At 52.4% G+C, this 12,330-nt stretch carries 19 protein-coding genes; 7 read left to right on the forward strand and 12 right to left on the reverse strand.

The window, feature by feature from the left end; translation table 11 throughout:
* Positions 1-94: 94 nt before the first annotated feature.
* Complete coding sequence (locus tag WC598_RS14145) at positions 95-1,774, reverse strand: ABC transporter substrate-binding protein (RefSeq protein WP_372962155.1); 1,680 nt, start codon at positions 1,772-1,774, stop codon at positions 95-97.
* A 325-nt stretch (positions 1,775-2,099) separates the two neighbouring features.
* The gene (locus WC598_RS14150) at positions 2,100-2,768 is read right to left on the reverse strand and encodes an FmdE family protein (protein WP_372962156.1); all 669 of its coding nucleotides are present in this window, start codon (positions 2,766-2,768) and stop codon (positions 2,100-2,102) included.
* 221 nt (positions 2,769-2,989) lie between these two features.
* On the opposite strand from WC598_RS14150, the gene WC598_RS14155 reads away from it, so the two are divergent.
* Together WC598_RS14155 and WC598_RS14160 are read left to right on the forward strand one after the other, a co-directional pair.
* Positions 2,990-3,403: a hypothetical protein gene (locus WC598_RS14155; protein ID WP_372962157.1), complete on the forward strand. Its 414-nt coding sequence runs from the start codon at positions 2,990-2,992 to the stop codon at positions 3,401-3,403.
* Between the two features lie 31 nt (positions 3,404-3,434).
* Complete coding sequence (locus tag WC598_RS14160; RefSeq protein WP_372962158.1) at positions 3,435-4,181, forward strand: metal-dependent hydrolase; 747 nt, start codon at positions 3,435-3,437, stop codon at positions 4,179-4,181.
* Positions 4,182-4,632: 451 nt separating this feature from the next.
* Here the strand turns inward: WC598_RS14160 and WC598_RS14165 are convergent, their stop codons facing one another.
* The 4 genes from WC598_RS14165 to WC598_RS14180 are packed head-to-tail and all read right to left on the reverse strand — an operon-like array spanning position 4,633 to position 5,865.
* Positions 4,633-5,103 carry a hypothetical protein gene (locus tag WC598_RS14165; RefSeq protein WP_372962159.1) on the reverse strand — a complete coding sequence of 157 codons (471 nt, stop codon included), beginning with the start codon at positions 5,101-5,103 and terminating at the stop codon, positions 4,633-4,635.
* Positions 5,100-5,369, reverse strand: a complete 270-nt coding sequence (locus WC598_RS14170; RefSeq protein ID WP_372962160.1) for a hypothetical protein — start codon at positions 5,367-5,369, stop codon at positions 5,100-5,102. The genes WC598_RS14165 and WC598_RS14170 overlap by 4 nt, the downstream gene beginning before the upstream one ends.
* The gene (locus WC598_RS14175) at positions 5,366-5,515 is read right to left on the reverse strand and encodes a hypothetical protein (RefSeq protein WP_372962161.1); all 150 of its coding nucleotides are present in this window, start codon (positions 5,513-5,515) and stop codon (positions 5,366-5,368) included. Before WC598_RS14175 ends, WC598_RS14170 begins: the two co-directional genes overlap by 4 nt.
* Positions 5,512-5,865 (reverse strand): hypothetical protein, encoded by a 354-nt coding sequence (locus WC598_RS14180; RefSeq protein WP_372962162.1) that lies wholly within the window; start codon positions 5,863-5,865, stop codon positions 5,512-5,514. Before WC598_RS14180 ends, WC598_RS14175 begins: the two co-directional genes overlap by 4 nt.
* Here WC598_RS14180 and WC598_RS14185 point away from each other — a divergent pair.
* Together WC598_RS14185 and WC598_RS14190 are read left to right on the forward strand one after the other, a co-directional pair.
* Positions 5,864-6,127, forward strand: coding sequence for a hypothetical protein (locus WC598_RS14185; protein WP_372962163.1), 264 nt, complete (start codon positions 5,864-5,866; stop codon positions 6,125-6,127). The two genes, WC598_RS14180 and WC598_RS14185, sit on opposite strands and share 2 nt — an antisense overlap.
* A 250-nt stretch (positions 6,128-6,377) precedes the next feature.
* Entirely contained in the window at positions 6,378-6,752 is a 375-nt protein-coding gene (locus tag WC598_RS14190; protein WP_372962164.1) for an ArsR family transcriptional regulator, read from the forward strand.
* On the opposite strand, the gene WC598_RS14195 is transcribed toward WC598_RS14190, so the two are convergent.
* On the reverse strand, positions 6,743-7,144 hold the full coding sequence (locus tag WC598_RS14195) for a hypothetical protein (RefSeq protein ID WP_372962165.1): 402 nt from the start codon (positions 7,142-7,144) through the stop codon (positions 6,743-6,745). The two genes, WC598_RS14190 and WC598_RS14195, sit on opposite strands and share 10 nt — an antisense overlap.
* A gap of 90 nt (positions 7,145-7,234) precedes the next feature.
* Here WC598_RS14195 and WC598_RS14200 point away from each other — a divergent pair, with 90 nt between their 5' ends.
* Positions 7,235-7,576, forward strand: coding sequence for a hypothetical protein (locus WC598_RS14200; protein WP_372962166.1), 342 nt, complete (start codon positions 7,235-7,237; stop codon positions 7,574-7,576).
* 340 nt (positions 7,577-7,916) lie between these two features.
* Here the strand turns inward: WC598_RS14200 and WC598_RS14205 are convergent, their stop codons facing one another.
* From WC598_RS14205 to WC598_RS14225, 5 genes are all read right to left on the reverse strand, one after another.
* On the reverse strand, positions 7,917-8,402 hold the full coding sequence (locus WC598_RS14205; protein ID WP_372962167.1) for a tetratricopeptide repeat protein: 486 nt from the start codon (positions 8,400-8,402) through the stop codon (positions 7,917-7,919).
* Positions 8,403-8,632: 230 nt separating this feature from the next.
* The gene (locus tag WC598_RS14210; RefSeq protein WP_372962168.1) at positions 8,633-9,217 is read right to left on the reverse strand and encodes a hypothetical protein; all 585 of its coding nucleotides are present in this window, start codon (positions 9,215-9,217) and stop codon (positions 8,633-8,635) included.
* A complete protein-coding gene (locus WC598_RS14215; protein ID WP_372962169.1) occupies positions 9,210-9,674 on the reverse strand; it encodes a hypothetical protein in 465 nt (154 codons plus the stop codon). The genes WC598_RS14210 and WC598_RS14215 overlap by 8 nt, the downstream gene beginning before the upstream one ends.
* Positions 9,664-9,828 carry a hypothetical protein gene (locus WC598_RS14220; RefSeq protein ID WP_372962170.1) on the reverse strand — a complete coding sequence of 55 codons (165 nt, stop codon included), beginning with the start codon at positions 9,826-9,828 and terminating at the stop codon, positions 9,664-9,666. Before WC598_RS14220 ends, WC598_RS14215 begins: the two co-directional genes overlap by 11 nt.
* Before the next feature lie 228 nt (positions 9,829-10,056).
* The gene (locus tag WC598_RS14225; protein ID WP_372962171.1) at positions 10,057-10,560 is read right to left on the reverse strand and encodes a hypothetical protein; all 504 of its coding nucleotides are present in this window, start codon (positions 10,558-10,560) and stop codon (positions 10,057-10,059) included.
* 1,074 nt (positions 10,561-11,634) lie between these two features.
* Between WC598_RS14225 and WC598_RS14230 the strand changes: the two genes are divergently transcribed.
* Positions 11,635-11,898: a 4Fe-4S binding protein gene (locus WC598_RS14230; protein ID WP_372962172.1), complete on the forward strand. Its 264-nt coding sequence runs from the start codon at positions 11,635-11,637 to the stop codon at positions 11,896-11,898.
* 21 nt (positions 11,899-11,919) lie between these two features.
* On the forward strand, positions 11,920-12,330 hold the full coding sequence (locus WC598_RS14235; protein WP_372962173.1) for a molybdopterin dinucleotide binding domain-containing protein: 411 nt from the start codon (positions 11,920-11,922) through the stop codon (positions 12,328-12,330).

Raw genomic sequence — 12,330 nt, forward strand, 5'->3', positions numbered from 1 at the left:
GGATGAGGATGGCGGAGATACGGATTCTTTTAAGCAACCGGGATTTCACACCGGGGGGAAAAAAGGAACGCATGCTCTCCACAGTCTTGAAACGTTACGATGCCTTGACCGGGGTCAGACTTTCAAGTACGTCGGGGTTGAGAATACTGTAATACCCCGGGCCGATATCCCAGCCGGTAAACCGGTCGTTCCGGTAGGCAACGATCGTGTCCGTTGTGCAGACCGGGACCGTGGGAATATCCTGTGCAAGGAGATCCTGCATCCGGTACCCGAGTGTCTTTATCACACCCTGGTCGGACGTGTTCTTCATCTGGCTGACGAGGCGGTTATATTCGGGATTATTGTAATTGTAATAATTCGTCTCCTGCATGGGTGTCACGGCGAAATCGATGAGGGCGTTGGCATTGTCGTGCAGCTGGACCGGGAAAGAATCGATGAAGACCGGGTTGGCATTCACTGCGGAGCGGTACCGGGTCTTGTCGTCATAGGTGACGGTGCTTACGGTTATTCCCAGTTTTGCCCAGTCATTTTTCAGCACGGTTACCAGTTTCTGGGTGGTGCCACTCCCGGAATTGACACCCGTGTTCTGTTTGCCGCTGCCCCCTTCGCCACCGGTGGGGATCGTAATCGTGATTGGTTTTTTATCCGGTCCAAGAAGTTTCCCGTCACGGTCCTTTGTGAACCCGGCCGCCGCAAGCATCTCCTGTGCCTTTACCAGGTCGTAATCGTACATCCCGACATCAGCAGGATTTACGTAATCCCCTGCAAGGTCCGGTATCAGGAATGTCGTATTCGTGGGGCTGCCGGTGCCGATGAGAGAACTGATCGTATCCCGGTCCACGGCATGGCTCATCGCCTTCCGGAATCCCGATATGTTGGCGGGGTACTGGTTCAGGTTGAACGCAATCTCGTACGTAGCCGAGTTGCGGATGGTGTAGATACTGATATTTTTCTCCTGCTGCAGGTTTTGTGCAACAGCCGGGCTGATGCCGGAAACCACGTCGATTTCCCCGTTCTTCAGGGCCAGAACCTGGCTGTCCGGGTTGGTGATCAGCTTAAGAACGACACCCGTTACCTTAGGAACCGTCCCGTGATATGCGTCATTTCTCTTCAGCTGGACATACCCCGGTTCAGCCTTGACAAAGACGAACGGTCCCGTTCCGATAAATTTTGTATCCCTGTAGGTCTGCGGGTCAGTGATATTTTCCCAGAAATGCCGGGGAGCAAACGTAATACCCGGCGTGTGTGAGATCTGGTCGAGGAAACCGGAGTAAGAGGTTTTCAGCGTGAAGACTGCCGTGTGGGGATCCGGGCAGTCAATGGTCTCAACATCGTTCAGGACGAATGCCAGGGTGAGATTGTTGTTTTTCATGTACTCTTTGGTAAATTTCACATCGGAACACGTGAACGGGACACCATCATTCCAGGTCGCATTTGCCAGGTGGAATGTCCAGGTCCTTGCATCAGCGGAGGCCTCCCAACTCTCTGCAAGAGCAGGAGTGAATTTCCCGTTCAGATCCTTGTCCACCAGGTGTTCGTAGACCGTAGGCGGACTGCTGTCTTTCTTCATGCTGTTTGAATAGGTGATGGAAGTCGGGGAGTCCACGGGGATGATGACATCCCCGGCAGACAATTGCTGGCTTTTTGCAGTAACACCTGTTGCAGTGCCAGGCATGGAAGCCCATCCACTCAGGAATAATGCAATGATGACGATGAGGCAGATACCGGTGAAAATAATAATGCGATCCCGTGTCTTGTGCAGGTTCTCTTCCATGAAAGGTCTCCTAAAAGCAGCGATATGATGTTATTAATTACCCATCAACGTTGTAGTTATTTAACCATTTTTGTTTAATTTTCTATTAAAGTAAATCTAAATATTAAAACTCTGGCAACCAGGGACAGGTTCCCAATCACTTCCCCGCAATTAGTCAGGCACCGGTCCCTTCATCTTCTTCCGTATGAGGGGGTTACCTTGGCCCGGTAACGTACCAGAATACGGCTGGTTTCCAATGGGCAATTGACGCCCCGGCCTGGACCGGATATGTTTTCCCGTCCTTTCCGCTACAATCTCCAATAAAAAATTATTACATCAGTTTTTTTTAAGAGATTGTCTCGTAATATCCCGCAGCACCGCAGGCAGCGCACAGGCCGTCAGATCGCAGGGAGTAATCCGGTACCATCTCGCCGCACTTCGGGCACGTAACGGACTTCCAGGCTTTTTTCCCTTCAACCTTTATTCGGACCCGTTCATAGGAAAGGATCTCCCGTCCGGCGGAAAAAATCTCATCAGACAGGGGATTTGTCATCGTCTTCTTGTCAAAATCGGGGCTGTTCGTAAACCAGGTATGGATGATGGAGAACCGGGAGAGTTTCCGGGGGTCTACGTACACCCGGACCCCCTCGGCCACATCCTGATCCGAAGCACGGTTGATCGTCAGAGCAAACTTGCCGATATCAACGATCCGCAACCGGTTATTCCCGTACGTGCAGTGTGCGATCACCTGAAGGGCATCGGGGGCACACTTCTGTGTTTCGCAAACGGCATACAGTTTTTCGTCAGTGCCAGGAACAGCTCCCAGCAGTTCGAGGGCATAATCGACCATGAAGGCACCGATGAGAAGGCCGGGAGCCGGAAAGGTATGAAACGCGATACACCGGGACAGGTAGTCCTTTACACGGGGATCAACCCGGCAGGCGTCCATGCGGGCATTGAGTTCGTAGAGCGAATATTCCTTATGAGTTCCATGGCTGTGGTTGTGGTTGTCCATATGATCTCTTCCTCTTGAGAATCCGAAATGACCGGCCACGGGCAGAGCTTTTAAGTGGGCCGGATTTTTCGGATGCAGGTGTTTTTGAGGCGGATGGACCGCCCCATCCAGGGGTTATCAATTGGAGGAGTGTTATCAACTTTTTACATTAAACTTTTTGTAAATATTAATTAAATTCTTAAAACTTATATGGTTGGACGCGCAACAGCAATGCGATAATTATGGGCTCAGCAAAAGATGTTATGGAACTGTTTGCGGAAAGAGACATTCGCAGGATTTTTTCCACCAGTGACGGATGGAGTATCATGCCGGTTGGCGCTCCTTCCAGCACCGGTTATTTTTACCGGGTTTCCCGGAGCAAATGGGCTGGCGAGGAGCTCGCATTCATTGCCGTCTCCTTTGAAAAGTCACCCGGCGAGGATGTAATCAATGCCCTCGACCTCCTGCCGAAAAGCCAGGGATTCAGGACAAAAAAATACCTGCTCACCCCCCAGGCCGCCGATACCTCGGCCGTCCCACCCCACGTAAAGCTCCTCCTGATGAATGCCTTCACGTTTGACGGAGGACAGGTAATCTGGCTCACGAAAAAGAAGAACGCCCGGAAATTCTCAACAGAACAGGCTATAGCAGCCTGAATCATCCGGCACGGTTAAAAAAACTGCAGGTATGATCACACGCCACCATCTCGGGCTTGCCCTGATCTGCGGCCTCATCATCTCCAGCGCAGTCGTGGGATTTGATCCTGCCCGGGTACTTGTGATACTGACAGGAGTCGGCCTCGGGGCAGTCCTGCCGGATATCCACATGAAACGGCCGAAAAAAACCCGTCCCCTGACCATAGCATGGTATCTCATCCAGGTAGGGAGATGGGTATGTGCGCCGTTTCTGTGCAGGATTTACCTTGCAGTGTGGAAGATCCGGATCGCACCGGATGACAAACGACTGACCCATTCGCTCCACGGGGCCCTGTTCTACTGGGGAGTCCTTGCAGGGATTGTCGGTGCGGTATGCATCCTTTGCGGGGACATTATTCCGCGTTCTGTTGCAATGGATTTCCTCTGCGGGCTCCTGATGGGAATGGTCTTCCACCTTGCCGGAGATATCTGCGTACGAAAAGGAATCCAGTTCCTCTATCCTTTCACAAAAACCGGCATCCATGGAACGATACGCCCATGCAACACCAGTGACATGCGGATCCGCCGGTTCCACCTCCAGCATGGCTCCGTTCTCGTGGCGTTTCTCGCCCTCCAGGAAATCGTTGTCTGGCCGGAGTACTGCCTGATACCCTTTGCTCTCCTGGCCACAGGGGCCTGCATGGGCGCCATGGTCTGCCAGTCCGAGATCAGGATTGAGAACGATAGCGGCATCATGGTCGATCCCACCCCGGCAGAGCCAATAACGGTACGAGCCTGATCCTGCCCCGGGATCCGGAGCCGGGTGGCCGGAGAGCGCCGGGCATTCACCGATTTGATCCGTAATGACGCTGGGTAGTGGGCTGTAATTACATGGGAGGATTTGACCGGTCGGGCCGGATCTGAATCTCCCCTCCCCGCTATACCGGACCCCCGGATCAACCCCCCACCGGTTCTCCGGGCGAGCTCCACTCCGGAATATCACCTCCGTTTTCAACCAAAAGGGTCTGTATTGACCGGTTTTAAAGCCTTAAAAACCCCTGGATGAGCAAACGGGGGACAATGCAACCTCATCTCAAAAATGGTGTTGTGTAATTCGCCAAAATGTGCGACCCTCAAAAATCCGGATCTTCAGATCGGGCTCCGATTGGAAAACGGGGCATTTTAAGAGGATTTTATTTGCAGGGGATTTGCAGGTCCATACGACTCCAAAAAAAGGGGATGGATGGGAGTCACTTCGGCAGGCCCATAAACGGGCAGAAGTACTGCGCTTCCGGGCCTGATGATTCCCCTTGTACTGACGAACGGTCCGGTCCGGGCGCATCCTCCCCGATATGCCGGTTGCGCGCAGATCTCTCCGGTATGGCTTCTTGTGCTATCTCCACCACGCGGTCGTCAAGCACGAGGAAGTACTGCCAGTTCCCGGCCGAAGACCGGACCCAGAGCTCCCGGATGAAAACGGCCGTTTCCGGGACCCGGCGGATCCGCACAATCTCGCGACGGCAGGCGGAAAGGATCAGGTCCATATCACCGTGAGTGGGCCGGATCCGCTTGACCTGCACGCAGATGGTGATGAGAGAAAGGTGGAGGGTGAAGTCGTACAGGAGCCCGCGACCTCGGGTGTTTTTACACACCCGGCCCTGCCTTCCCGCAATCGCAAGCGCCTCCCCGATAGCCTGGTTGGGCGGGCGTCCGTGTGTCATGAAGAAGAGCCCCCTTCAGCACTGGTCACGGTCCCGCGGCTTCCGGGACCCGGTATGCCTGGGGAGAGGACACTACACCTGCCCGGGAGGAGTTCCTGAGGCAGGGATTTGGTCCGGACCGAGACATTGTAGTGGTGCCAGTGCGTCCGTTTTACGCTGATGCGATAGATCCGATCGCCGGTCTTTTTGATCTGCCGGGCAATCACGTGCGGGAGAAGGAAGAGCGGGACTTCCCTCTCATCATTCGAATAGATACGGTCCGTCACGACAACCTCCGCTGCCGGAAGCCGGCAATGGTCCGTTCAAAACCCACGATCTTTTTCCTGATCCGGCCGGACAGGTGTTCCACCTTGTTCCCGGGAGGCGCAGGAACAGACGGGATGCAACAATCCCCTGCAATGAAGGCGCTCATGCCGAAACCTCCACGGAAGTGGGAGGGTTTTCTTCCTTCAGATCCGAAAAATCCCCTTCAAGATCATCCATGCGGTACTGGAGATCGATGATTCTCTGCAGGAGTACCTCGTTCATCCGGTCCTGCCGCTCCATTAAGGAACAGACAAGATCGCGGCAGGCTGCCTCGGCTTTCACGTACGGGATCTCGGGATCGCGCTCGTTCAGATCATCCAGGGTATGTTTCCGGAGAGTGCGGACCGGTACGGGAGCGGCACCAATCGAGAGGCCGCGGAGCCCGGTTCGCCTCTGCACAAGGCGCGGGCGAGTCTTTTGTTCTCTTTTCTGTTCCTGCTGAAGATTGGATTCCATGCTACCACCTCACGGGTATGGCTGTGTGTTCTTCCATCTGTACGCGGGAGAAACGCAAGCCCCGGTGACGATAGTACAGGACACGGGTCCGGAGGTCTGGCAGCGGCCAAATTCTCAGCCGGAATCTGTCGGGGACCGCAGTCCCATACGCGTGTACGATATCATCGGAAATGCAGGTGCTTCTCCTTCATTCATCATCGTTTATTCCTCCCACAGCACGGGCGGTCTTACCCTTCGCGGGCTGGAATCGCACGGCCTGTGATTAAAATTTATACGATATTTTTTTATTATATATTCAAGTGATAGAATGGGTTAATTCGTGTAACCTCACGGTTACATGCAATATATTTTTTCGATGAAAATTGAGCATAAATACACATTCATACGATATATTTATTTTATATTAAAGATAATTTCATTCCTTGTAATACGGCCGGGTTTTCCCCAATGGAGAAAATGCATTTTGGGGTATAATAATAACCGTATGACTAAGGCCCGGAAACGGATGTGATATGTTGATCGAGAAAACCATTCAGATCTTTACAAAAAACGAAGAGGAGATCATCCAGCTCTTAACCAAAATCGGGATACCGAGAAACGGTGCAAGGATACTTGTGTATTTTTCGGAACGGACACGCGCTTGCTCCCATGATATTGAATACGGAACCGGTCTTCGCCAGCCGGAGGTCAGCATTGCCTTAAAGTACCTGGCAAAACGGGGATGGGTTAAGAGTCGTGAGATCGTGTCAGAAAAGAAGGGACGCCCCGTGAAGATCTGGACCCTGACACTGCCATGGACAAAGATTCTTGACAGTATCCGGAACGAGATGCAGCAGGAGGTGACAACCCGCCTGGAGAGGGTCCGGAGTGTCTGGAATTATATCTGAATGTGCGGAGCGGTTTTTCCTTTTTTCTGTTCTGGTAAAACAGATTTTACAAGATGCTGAACGAGTGTCTGAAACACTACGGGCCCGAGTAGGGCTTTTGCTTCTTTCCGGTATTTCCGGGCAAGACAACCGGCTATGATCCGGTTTCCAAGCGGGGTAGTCCACATCCCCCCGCGTTGTTCGGTACCGATCAGCTGGTTTTGCTCCATTTCGGAGAGGATGGCAGTCATTTTCGACATTGGCACTAAACAGGACTCGGCCAAAACCCTCTTTGGCGGCAAATGGACCCGGACCATATTTGGGAGAAAATCCACTTCCAGGGATCTCTTCTGGCAGACCTGGATCCGGATTGCATCATCCAGGACCTGTGCCGCGGTGATGGGGTCAATCATTGTTACGGATTGTTTCATCGGTTACGGTATATATCAGTTGGTATACCAGATGGAAAAACTTATATTGCTACAAAAAATAGGTGTAATTCCATGCCCACCATCACCGATGAAGATTACCGCTCACTGGAATTGAAGATCCACACGGAAGTAAACAGGATTTTCTCGCAGTTCATGGAAGATCTTGAAAGTAAAACCAGGGAAAACGAAGAATCGGTACCTACGAAAAACCAATGGAAACCCGGCCCTTCATGCAAATCTGTACCGGGAGAGACAACGCCGGCACCTGCCAGACCAAGAAAGCTCCGCGGACCCAGGAAATCAATTGATATCAGCACTCTCTTGAATAGCCCTTCCTCTGTCAGAAAAAACCTGCCAGGAGAAATCCTTGAATCCGATATGAATAAAATATTCAGAAAAAAACATCAGAGATGATCTGTCCAGCGGGAAATTTATTGCTATTTCACTTTTTTAGATATTTCGCTGTTTATGGGGTTATTAAACCATCATACCATTTCGTGCAAAGATTTCCATTGGTATGGTTCTCGTAACCGGATGTCCCGGTTTGTCGCCATCCACAACACCCAGCACGACGAACGACCCAACGACACCCTCATAAAGCAGGTGAGTGAAACGCCGACAGCGCCGACAGGCACTCCCGCGGTAACCCTGACCAGCGACCAGCATCCGGGTGACTCCCCGCCATCATAACCTGTTCAGAAGAAATAACACAGCGTTCTTTTTTAAAATGAGATTGAAATCCTTGTCTGTGAGATTATAAATTTGAGAGATGAATTTTTTTATATGTACCAATTGAGAGGATACAATCCATCCTGTTAATTCCTTTTATTGCAGGATCTGTTTCGAGAGCCCGGTCATAGCATCCGATTGCTCCTTCAAACTGGTTAAGATCCCGGAGAATCTTTCCTTTACTCAGCCAGGCTTGTGATAAAACCGGGTTGATGGATAAGGCTTTATTGACATTCTCAAGAGCATCTGATAGTTGCCCAAGGTTATAATATGAGTTTCCTATATTGAGCCAGGCGTTTTCGTTTTTCGGGGTGAGTTGCAATACATTATCATAGGCGTCTATTGCTTCCTGGTACCGGTGAAGGTTGTAAAGAGAATCACCAATGATGAGCCAGGCAATTTCATTCTGAGGATCAATTACTATTCCATTTCTACATGCAGATATTGCCTTTTGATACTGGCATTTTTGAAAATGTTCCAATCCTGTCAGGGTCCAATCGATATCATTCATAATAATCCACACCAGACATTCTCAATCCGTATGGGAAGACAAATTAAATAATATTACTGAATAATAAAAAAAAGTTTATTAATTTTATTTAACAAAAATTCTTTTTGATGGGCACGGTTGTTACCTCCCCGGTATTTTTTAATTGTGAATACGTGTCATGTATGCCACCGGTTGATCTGAATAATGTAACGAGAAAAAAATTTCACGGGAATGCTATAACACACCCTTGTTTACACCCCGATACCCGCAATCATCCTGACAACCTGCTGCGCCGTCACCGGGTCCACGACCCGGGCCAGCACGAGGCCGGCCATTGCCGCAAAGAGAGCCCAGAATACCTTCCTGACCTGCTCGTTCTTCCCGAACGCTTCGATCACCATCTCTGCATCGGCCTTCATTGCCTTCCGTATCAGTTTCGGCAGGAATACGAACAGCGGAAGGAACACCACCGCTGCACCCAGAAACGCGAGCGTGATCTCCGCCCGGCTCATAAGAAAGATCCCGGCCGGGACCGCAAACACCCCGGCCAGTACCGCGGCCATGCCGACCTCGCCGAACCAGAAGTAATGCCGCTTCACCGCGAAGTTCTGCCGTTCGGCATCCGTAAGCCCGGAGAGATCGAAGATGCCGAGCGTGGAGAGCATGCCGTACCAGACCGCGTGTGTCTCCTCAGGGTCGGCCACAATGCCAAGAAAGAGGATCGCAACCGGCACGGCCAGCAGGATTACCGGAAGGTGCGCAAAGAGAAAAATGAGGGCGAGCAGGATCCCGGAGCCGCAGATGGCGGCCCGTGTCTGCACAATGTCTTCAAACATCGCATCCATCCACCGTGATGGTGAGCTCGAAGACCGGGCTTGTGTACCCGCCGTTTCTGATACTGAAATCCCGGACCATTCCGGGTCTCCTCCGGGCAGTCCGGATCCGGACGGTGTGGATACCCGGTGAGCGGGGATACACCCGCCTCCCGTCACGGTCCCGCATCTCCCGGTAGTGCGGGATCTCGAACCAGTCCGGCCAGAACCGGATACCCCGGGGAAGGTCCGTGCCCCGTTCAAGGTCCGAAAGCCGGAGGGGAGAGAGGTTGTCGTAGATCACATCGATGATCAGGTCGAAATCTTCCTGTTGCTCATTGAGATCAAGCTCGTAGAAGACCGGGCTGCGCCGGACCTCGTCCTGCGTGAGCGGGGTGTCTTTGGTGAGCGGTTCGAGACCGGAAAACGTGCCCCGGTACAAACCGGTCACGGTCGCAACCGGTTGCAGTTCAGATCCCATGGGATACCTCCATGATATGTTCGTGCTCGTCCCTGAGCCGTTTGAACTCCTCCACTACCTCGTCGTACCGGCCGATCCTCTGGTGGATGGCGAACAGGACCGGGTAGAGGGGAAGGACAGCCGCAAGGACAATACCTAATGTCTCGGTTTCCATGATATGTACCTCCTGATAGAGGGACGAAGGAGTTCCTCCTCCCATCTTTTCTGCTGAAATCCGACGATCTGGAATCGCCCCCCTTACGCCAGCCCTGCCCCCTTTGGGGGCGGGGGGCGTTTGCGATGAGGCGTGATACGGTTTACCGGTAATACGTTGTCATCGCAACCGGGGATATGTCCGCGGCGGGGCGGGATCCCGAGAGCGTCAGAGATCGGGTTCTGTTGTTCAGGCAAGAGCTGCGACCGTGTCGGCCCAGGTCTCGATCCGTGTCCGGATCGCATCGTCCGAGTACGAGGTGATGCTCATGGTGGTGCGGCCGAACGTGACAAAGTACAGCTCTCCGTTTGCATCGCGGCACTTCAGGGTTGCCGAGTAGGTCTCGTTGTCGGTGTCGCGGACAGCCGTGCCCCCGTGGGCGGCGGCAAGGCCGGTATTTCCGAGGAGTGCCGTTGCGCCGGCATTGAACCCGGCAATGGTGCTGAACTTCGAGGAGTCGGTCCCCACGTTCCTGACATCAGCGTCCTGGTAGAAGACTTTTACCACGTAGTTCTCCTTGGTCTTCTCTACCGGCGCATGGTTCACGCCGGCGCTCTCATAGGCTGCACAGGCAAACGGGTTGTCGGTGATGACCGACTGGACGATCGTGTTGAACGCCGCCACATCTGCAATCGGGTCCGCGAGCTTGCGGATCGCGGTCTTTACTACGGTTTTCTGTACGAAATCTGCCATTGTTGTTTCCTCCTCTTTTGTTGTGATGGCGGGATTCCGGCAGGGCCTTCGGAATTTCCGGAGAAGGACTCCGTCTCTTCGGATTTTCCTGTAAACCTGCCTGGAACCCCGCGGGGTTGTCGCGGGGCCCTTTGACAGATCTATATAGGAGGTTGGAGGAGATGGGTCTGGATGAATAAATTCCGGGAAGTGAAAATGGAGCGGTTTGTGCAGGATTGGGGAGGAACAGGACGCGGGGGAGGGGAATTGGTGTGCGCAAAAACCCGTGGGTTGTTGTGAGGTGAAAGCAGGCTATGCTGATCGAACCCCGGATCACCCCCCCACCGGTTCTCCGGGCGATCTCCACTCCGGAATATCACCTCCGATTTCAACCAAAAGGGTCTGTATTGACCGATTTTAAAGCCTGAAATACCCCCATATGAGCAAACGGGAGATAATGCAGCCGCATCTCAAAAATGGTGTCGTGTAATTCGCCAAAAAGTGCGACCCTCAAAAAACAGGATTTTCAAATCGGGCTCCGATTGGCAAACGGGGCGTTTTGGGAGGAGATTATTTTCTGGGGGTTTTCAGGTCCGGAACCCCCCCAAACATCAGGAGAGATGCTGAATCTCTCATCCGGGTAGTATGACCAGCCCATGTTTTCCCGGATTACATTCCAGCGATTTACCCCACTTCCGGCAATCCGGTATTATTCCGGTACTATACTGATCATATTTCCTGAACAACCCTCATCATGGTTCTAAGAGTATTTGTCGCAGGGGTTATTCCGGCAGGACGATCTTCCGGGCGGTTTGTGCGCGTTCGGGGCAAAAACCCGGCCGGGGGGTATCCGGGTACGGCCATGGTATTATTTTTCCCAGGTTATGAAACCACGGGGAGCCGGGAAACATGAAAATACCCCCCCGGTGTTAAGATCATGTAAAAACCGAAACCTGATGTTAACCTGATGCAAAAAAACCGATCCTCCATTAACCCATTCTGTTTTACCGTCGGCAAAATTCAGAATCTTTAATTATTGTATTGAATCAACTCTTGGATTAAGCAAATTTCATTAAAAATTTGTGTGTGATGTGCATGGCGTTTGCAGTACATGTAAACATGGAACGATGTACCGGATGCAACAACTGTGTTGTTGCCTGCCCGGTCAATGCCCTTGAGCTCTTTACGCTCGACCCTGTCACCAAGGAGAAGATCTACCAGGTGCAGGATGGTGTTGCAGTCAGCCTCGATTTCAAGGCTGAACTATGTGCAGGATGCGGCGTATGTGTCGAAGCATGCCCGTATGATGTGATCAGTCTCTCCGGGAAAGGCTCAACGGATATCCCGGTCAAGGCCTGACCTGAAACGCGAGGAGATGGAATGGCAGAGAAGAAAATTACCCTCAATATGATCACATGCCGGACGATCCAGCAGGGCGTTGGCATGGAAGCAGGCAAGACATCCCAGAAGTATTTCGACGCCTGCACGATTATGCATATGCACCCCGACGATATGAAGCGGCTCGGGGTATGGAAGAACACGAATGTGAAGGTCACGAGCTCGGTTGGCAGTGTTATTGTAAAAGCTGTCGAGACCCGCGAAGACCTTGTCCCGGGCCTTGCCCACATCCCCATGGGACCCTGGGCGAACCGGATCGTCCCGGCCTATACATTCTCAACCGGCGAGCCGTGTTTCAAGGGATTCCCGGTAGATATCGAGATCGCCGCAAACGAACGCATCATGGGCGCTGTCGAGGTACTGCAGGATGCCTGCGGCCTCATAAGGAAGTGA

The sequence above is a fragment of the Methanoregula sp. genome (assembly GCF_041645475.1).
GTDB lineage: Archaea > Halobacteriota > Methanomicrobia > Methanomicrobiales > Methanospirillaceae > Methanoregula.

What these genes read in the sequence shown, in the direction of transcription:
- WC598_RS14145 (WP_372962155.1), bottom strand. Translation starts at nt 1,774, where the DNA reads ATGGAAGAGAACCTGCACAAGACACGGGATCGCATTATTATTTTCACC.
- WC598_RS14150 (WP_372962156.1), bottom strand. Translation starts at nt 2,768, where the DNA reads ATGGACAACCACAACCACAGCCATGGAACTCATAAGGAATATTCGCTC.
- WC598_RS14155 (WP_372962157.1), top strand. Translation starts at nt 2,990, where the DNA reads ATGGGCTCAGCAAAAGATGTTATGGAACTGTTTGCGGAAAGAGACATT.
- WC598_RS14160 (WP_372962158.1), top strand. Translation starts at nt 3,435, where the DNA reads ATGATCACACGCCACCATCTCGGGCTTGCCCTGATCTGCGGCCTCATC.
- WC598_RS14165 (WP_372962159.1), bottom strand. Translation starts at nt 5,103, where the DNA reads ATGACACACGGACGCCCGCCCAACCAGGCTATCGGGGAGGCGCTTGCG.
- WC598_RS14175 (WP_372962161.1), bottom strand. Translation starts at nt 5,515, where the DNA reads ATGAGCGCCTTCATTGCAGGGGATTGTTGCATCCCGTCTGTTCCTGCG.
- WC598_RS14185 (WP_372962163.1), top strand. Translation starts at nt 5,864, where the DNA reads ATGCTACCACCTCACGGGTATGGCTGTGTGTTCTTCCATCTGTACGCG.
- WC598_RS14180 (WP_372962162.1), bottom strand. Translation starts at nt 5,865, where the DNA reads ATGGAATCCAATCTTCAGCAGGAACAGAAAAGAGAACAAAAGACTCGC.
- WC598_RS14190 (WP_372962164.1), top strand. Translation starts at nt 6,378, where the DNA reads ATGTTGATCGAGAAAACCATTCAGATCTTTACAAAAAACGAAGAGGAG.
- WC598_RS14195 (WP_372962165.1), bottom strand. Translation starts at nt 7,144, where the DNA reads ATGATTGACCCCATCACCGCGGCACAGGTCCTGGATGATGCAATCCGG.
- WC598_RS14200 (WP_372962166.1), top strand. Translation starts at nt 7,235, where the DNA reads ATGCCCACCATCACCGATGAAGATTACCGCTCACTGGAATTGAAGATC.
- WC598_RS14205 (WP_372962167.1), bottom strand. Translation starts at nt 8,402, where the DNA reads ATGAATGATATCGATTGGACCCTGACAGGATTGGAACATTTTCAAAAA.
- WC598_RS14210 (WP_372962168.1), bottom strand. Translation starts at nt 9,217, where the DNA reads ATGTTTGAAGACATTGTGCAGACACGGGCCGCCATCTGCGGCTCCGGG.
- WC598_RS14215 (WP_372962169.1), bottom strand. Translation starts at nt 9,674, where the DNA reads ATGGGATCTGAACTGCAACCGGTTGCGACCGTGACCGGTTTGTACCGG.
- WC598_RS14220 (WP_372962170.1), bottom strand. Translation starts at nt 9,828, where the DNA reads ATGGAAACCGAGACATTAGGTATTGTCCTTGCGGCTGTCCTTCCCCTC.
- WC598_RS14225 (WP_372962171.1), bottom strand. Translation starts at nt 10,560, where the DNA reads ATGGCAGATTTCGTACAGAAAACCGTAGTAAAGACCGCGATCCGCAAG.
- WC598_RS14230 (WP_372962172.1), top strand. Translation starts at nt 11,635, where the DNA reads ATGGCGTTTGCAGTACATGTAAACATGGAACGATGTACCGGATGCAAC.
- WC598_RS14235 (WP_372962173.1), top strand. Translation starts at nt 11,920, where the DNA reads ATGGCAGAGAAGAAAATTACCCTCAATATGATCACATGCCGGACGATC.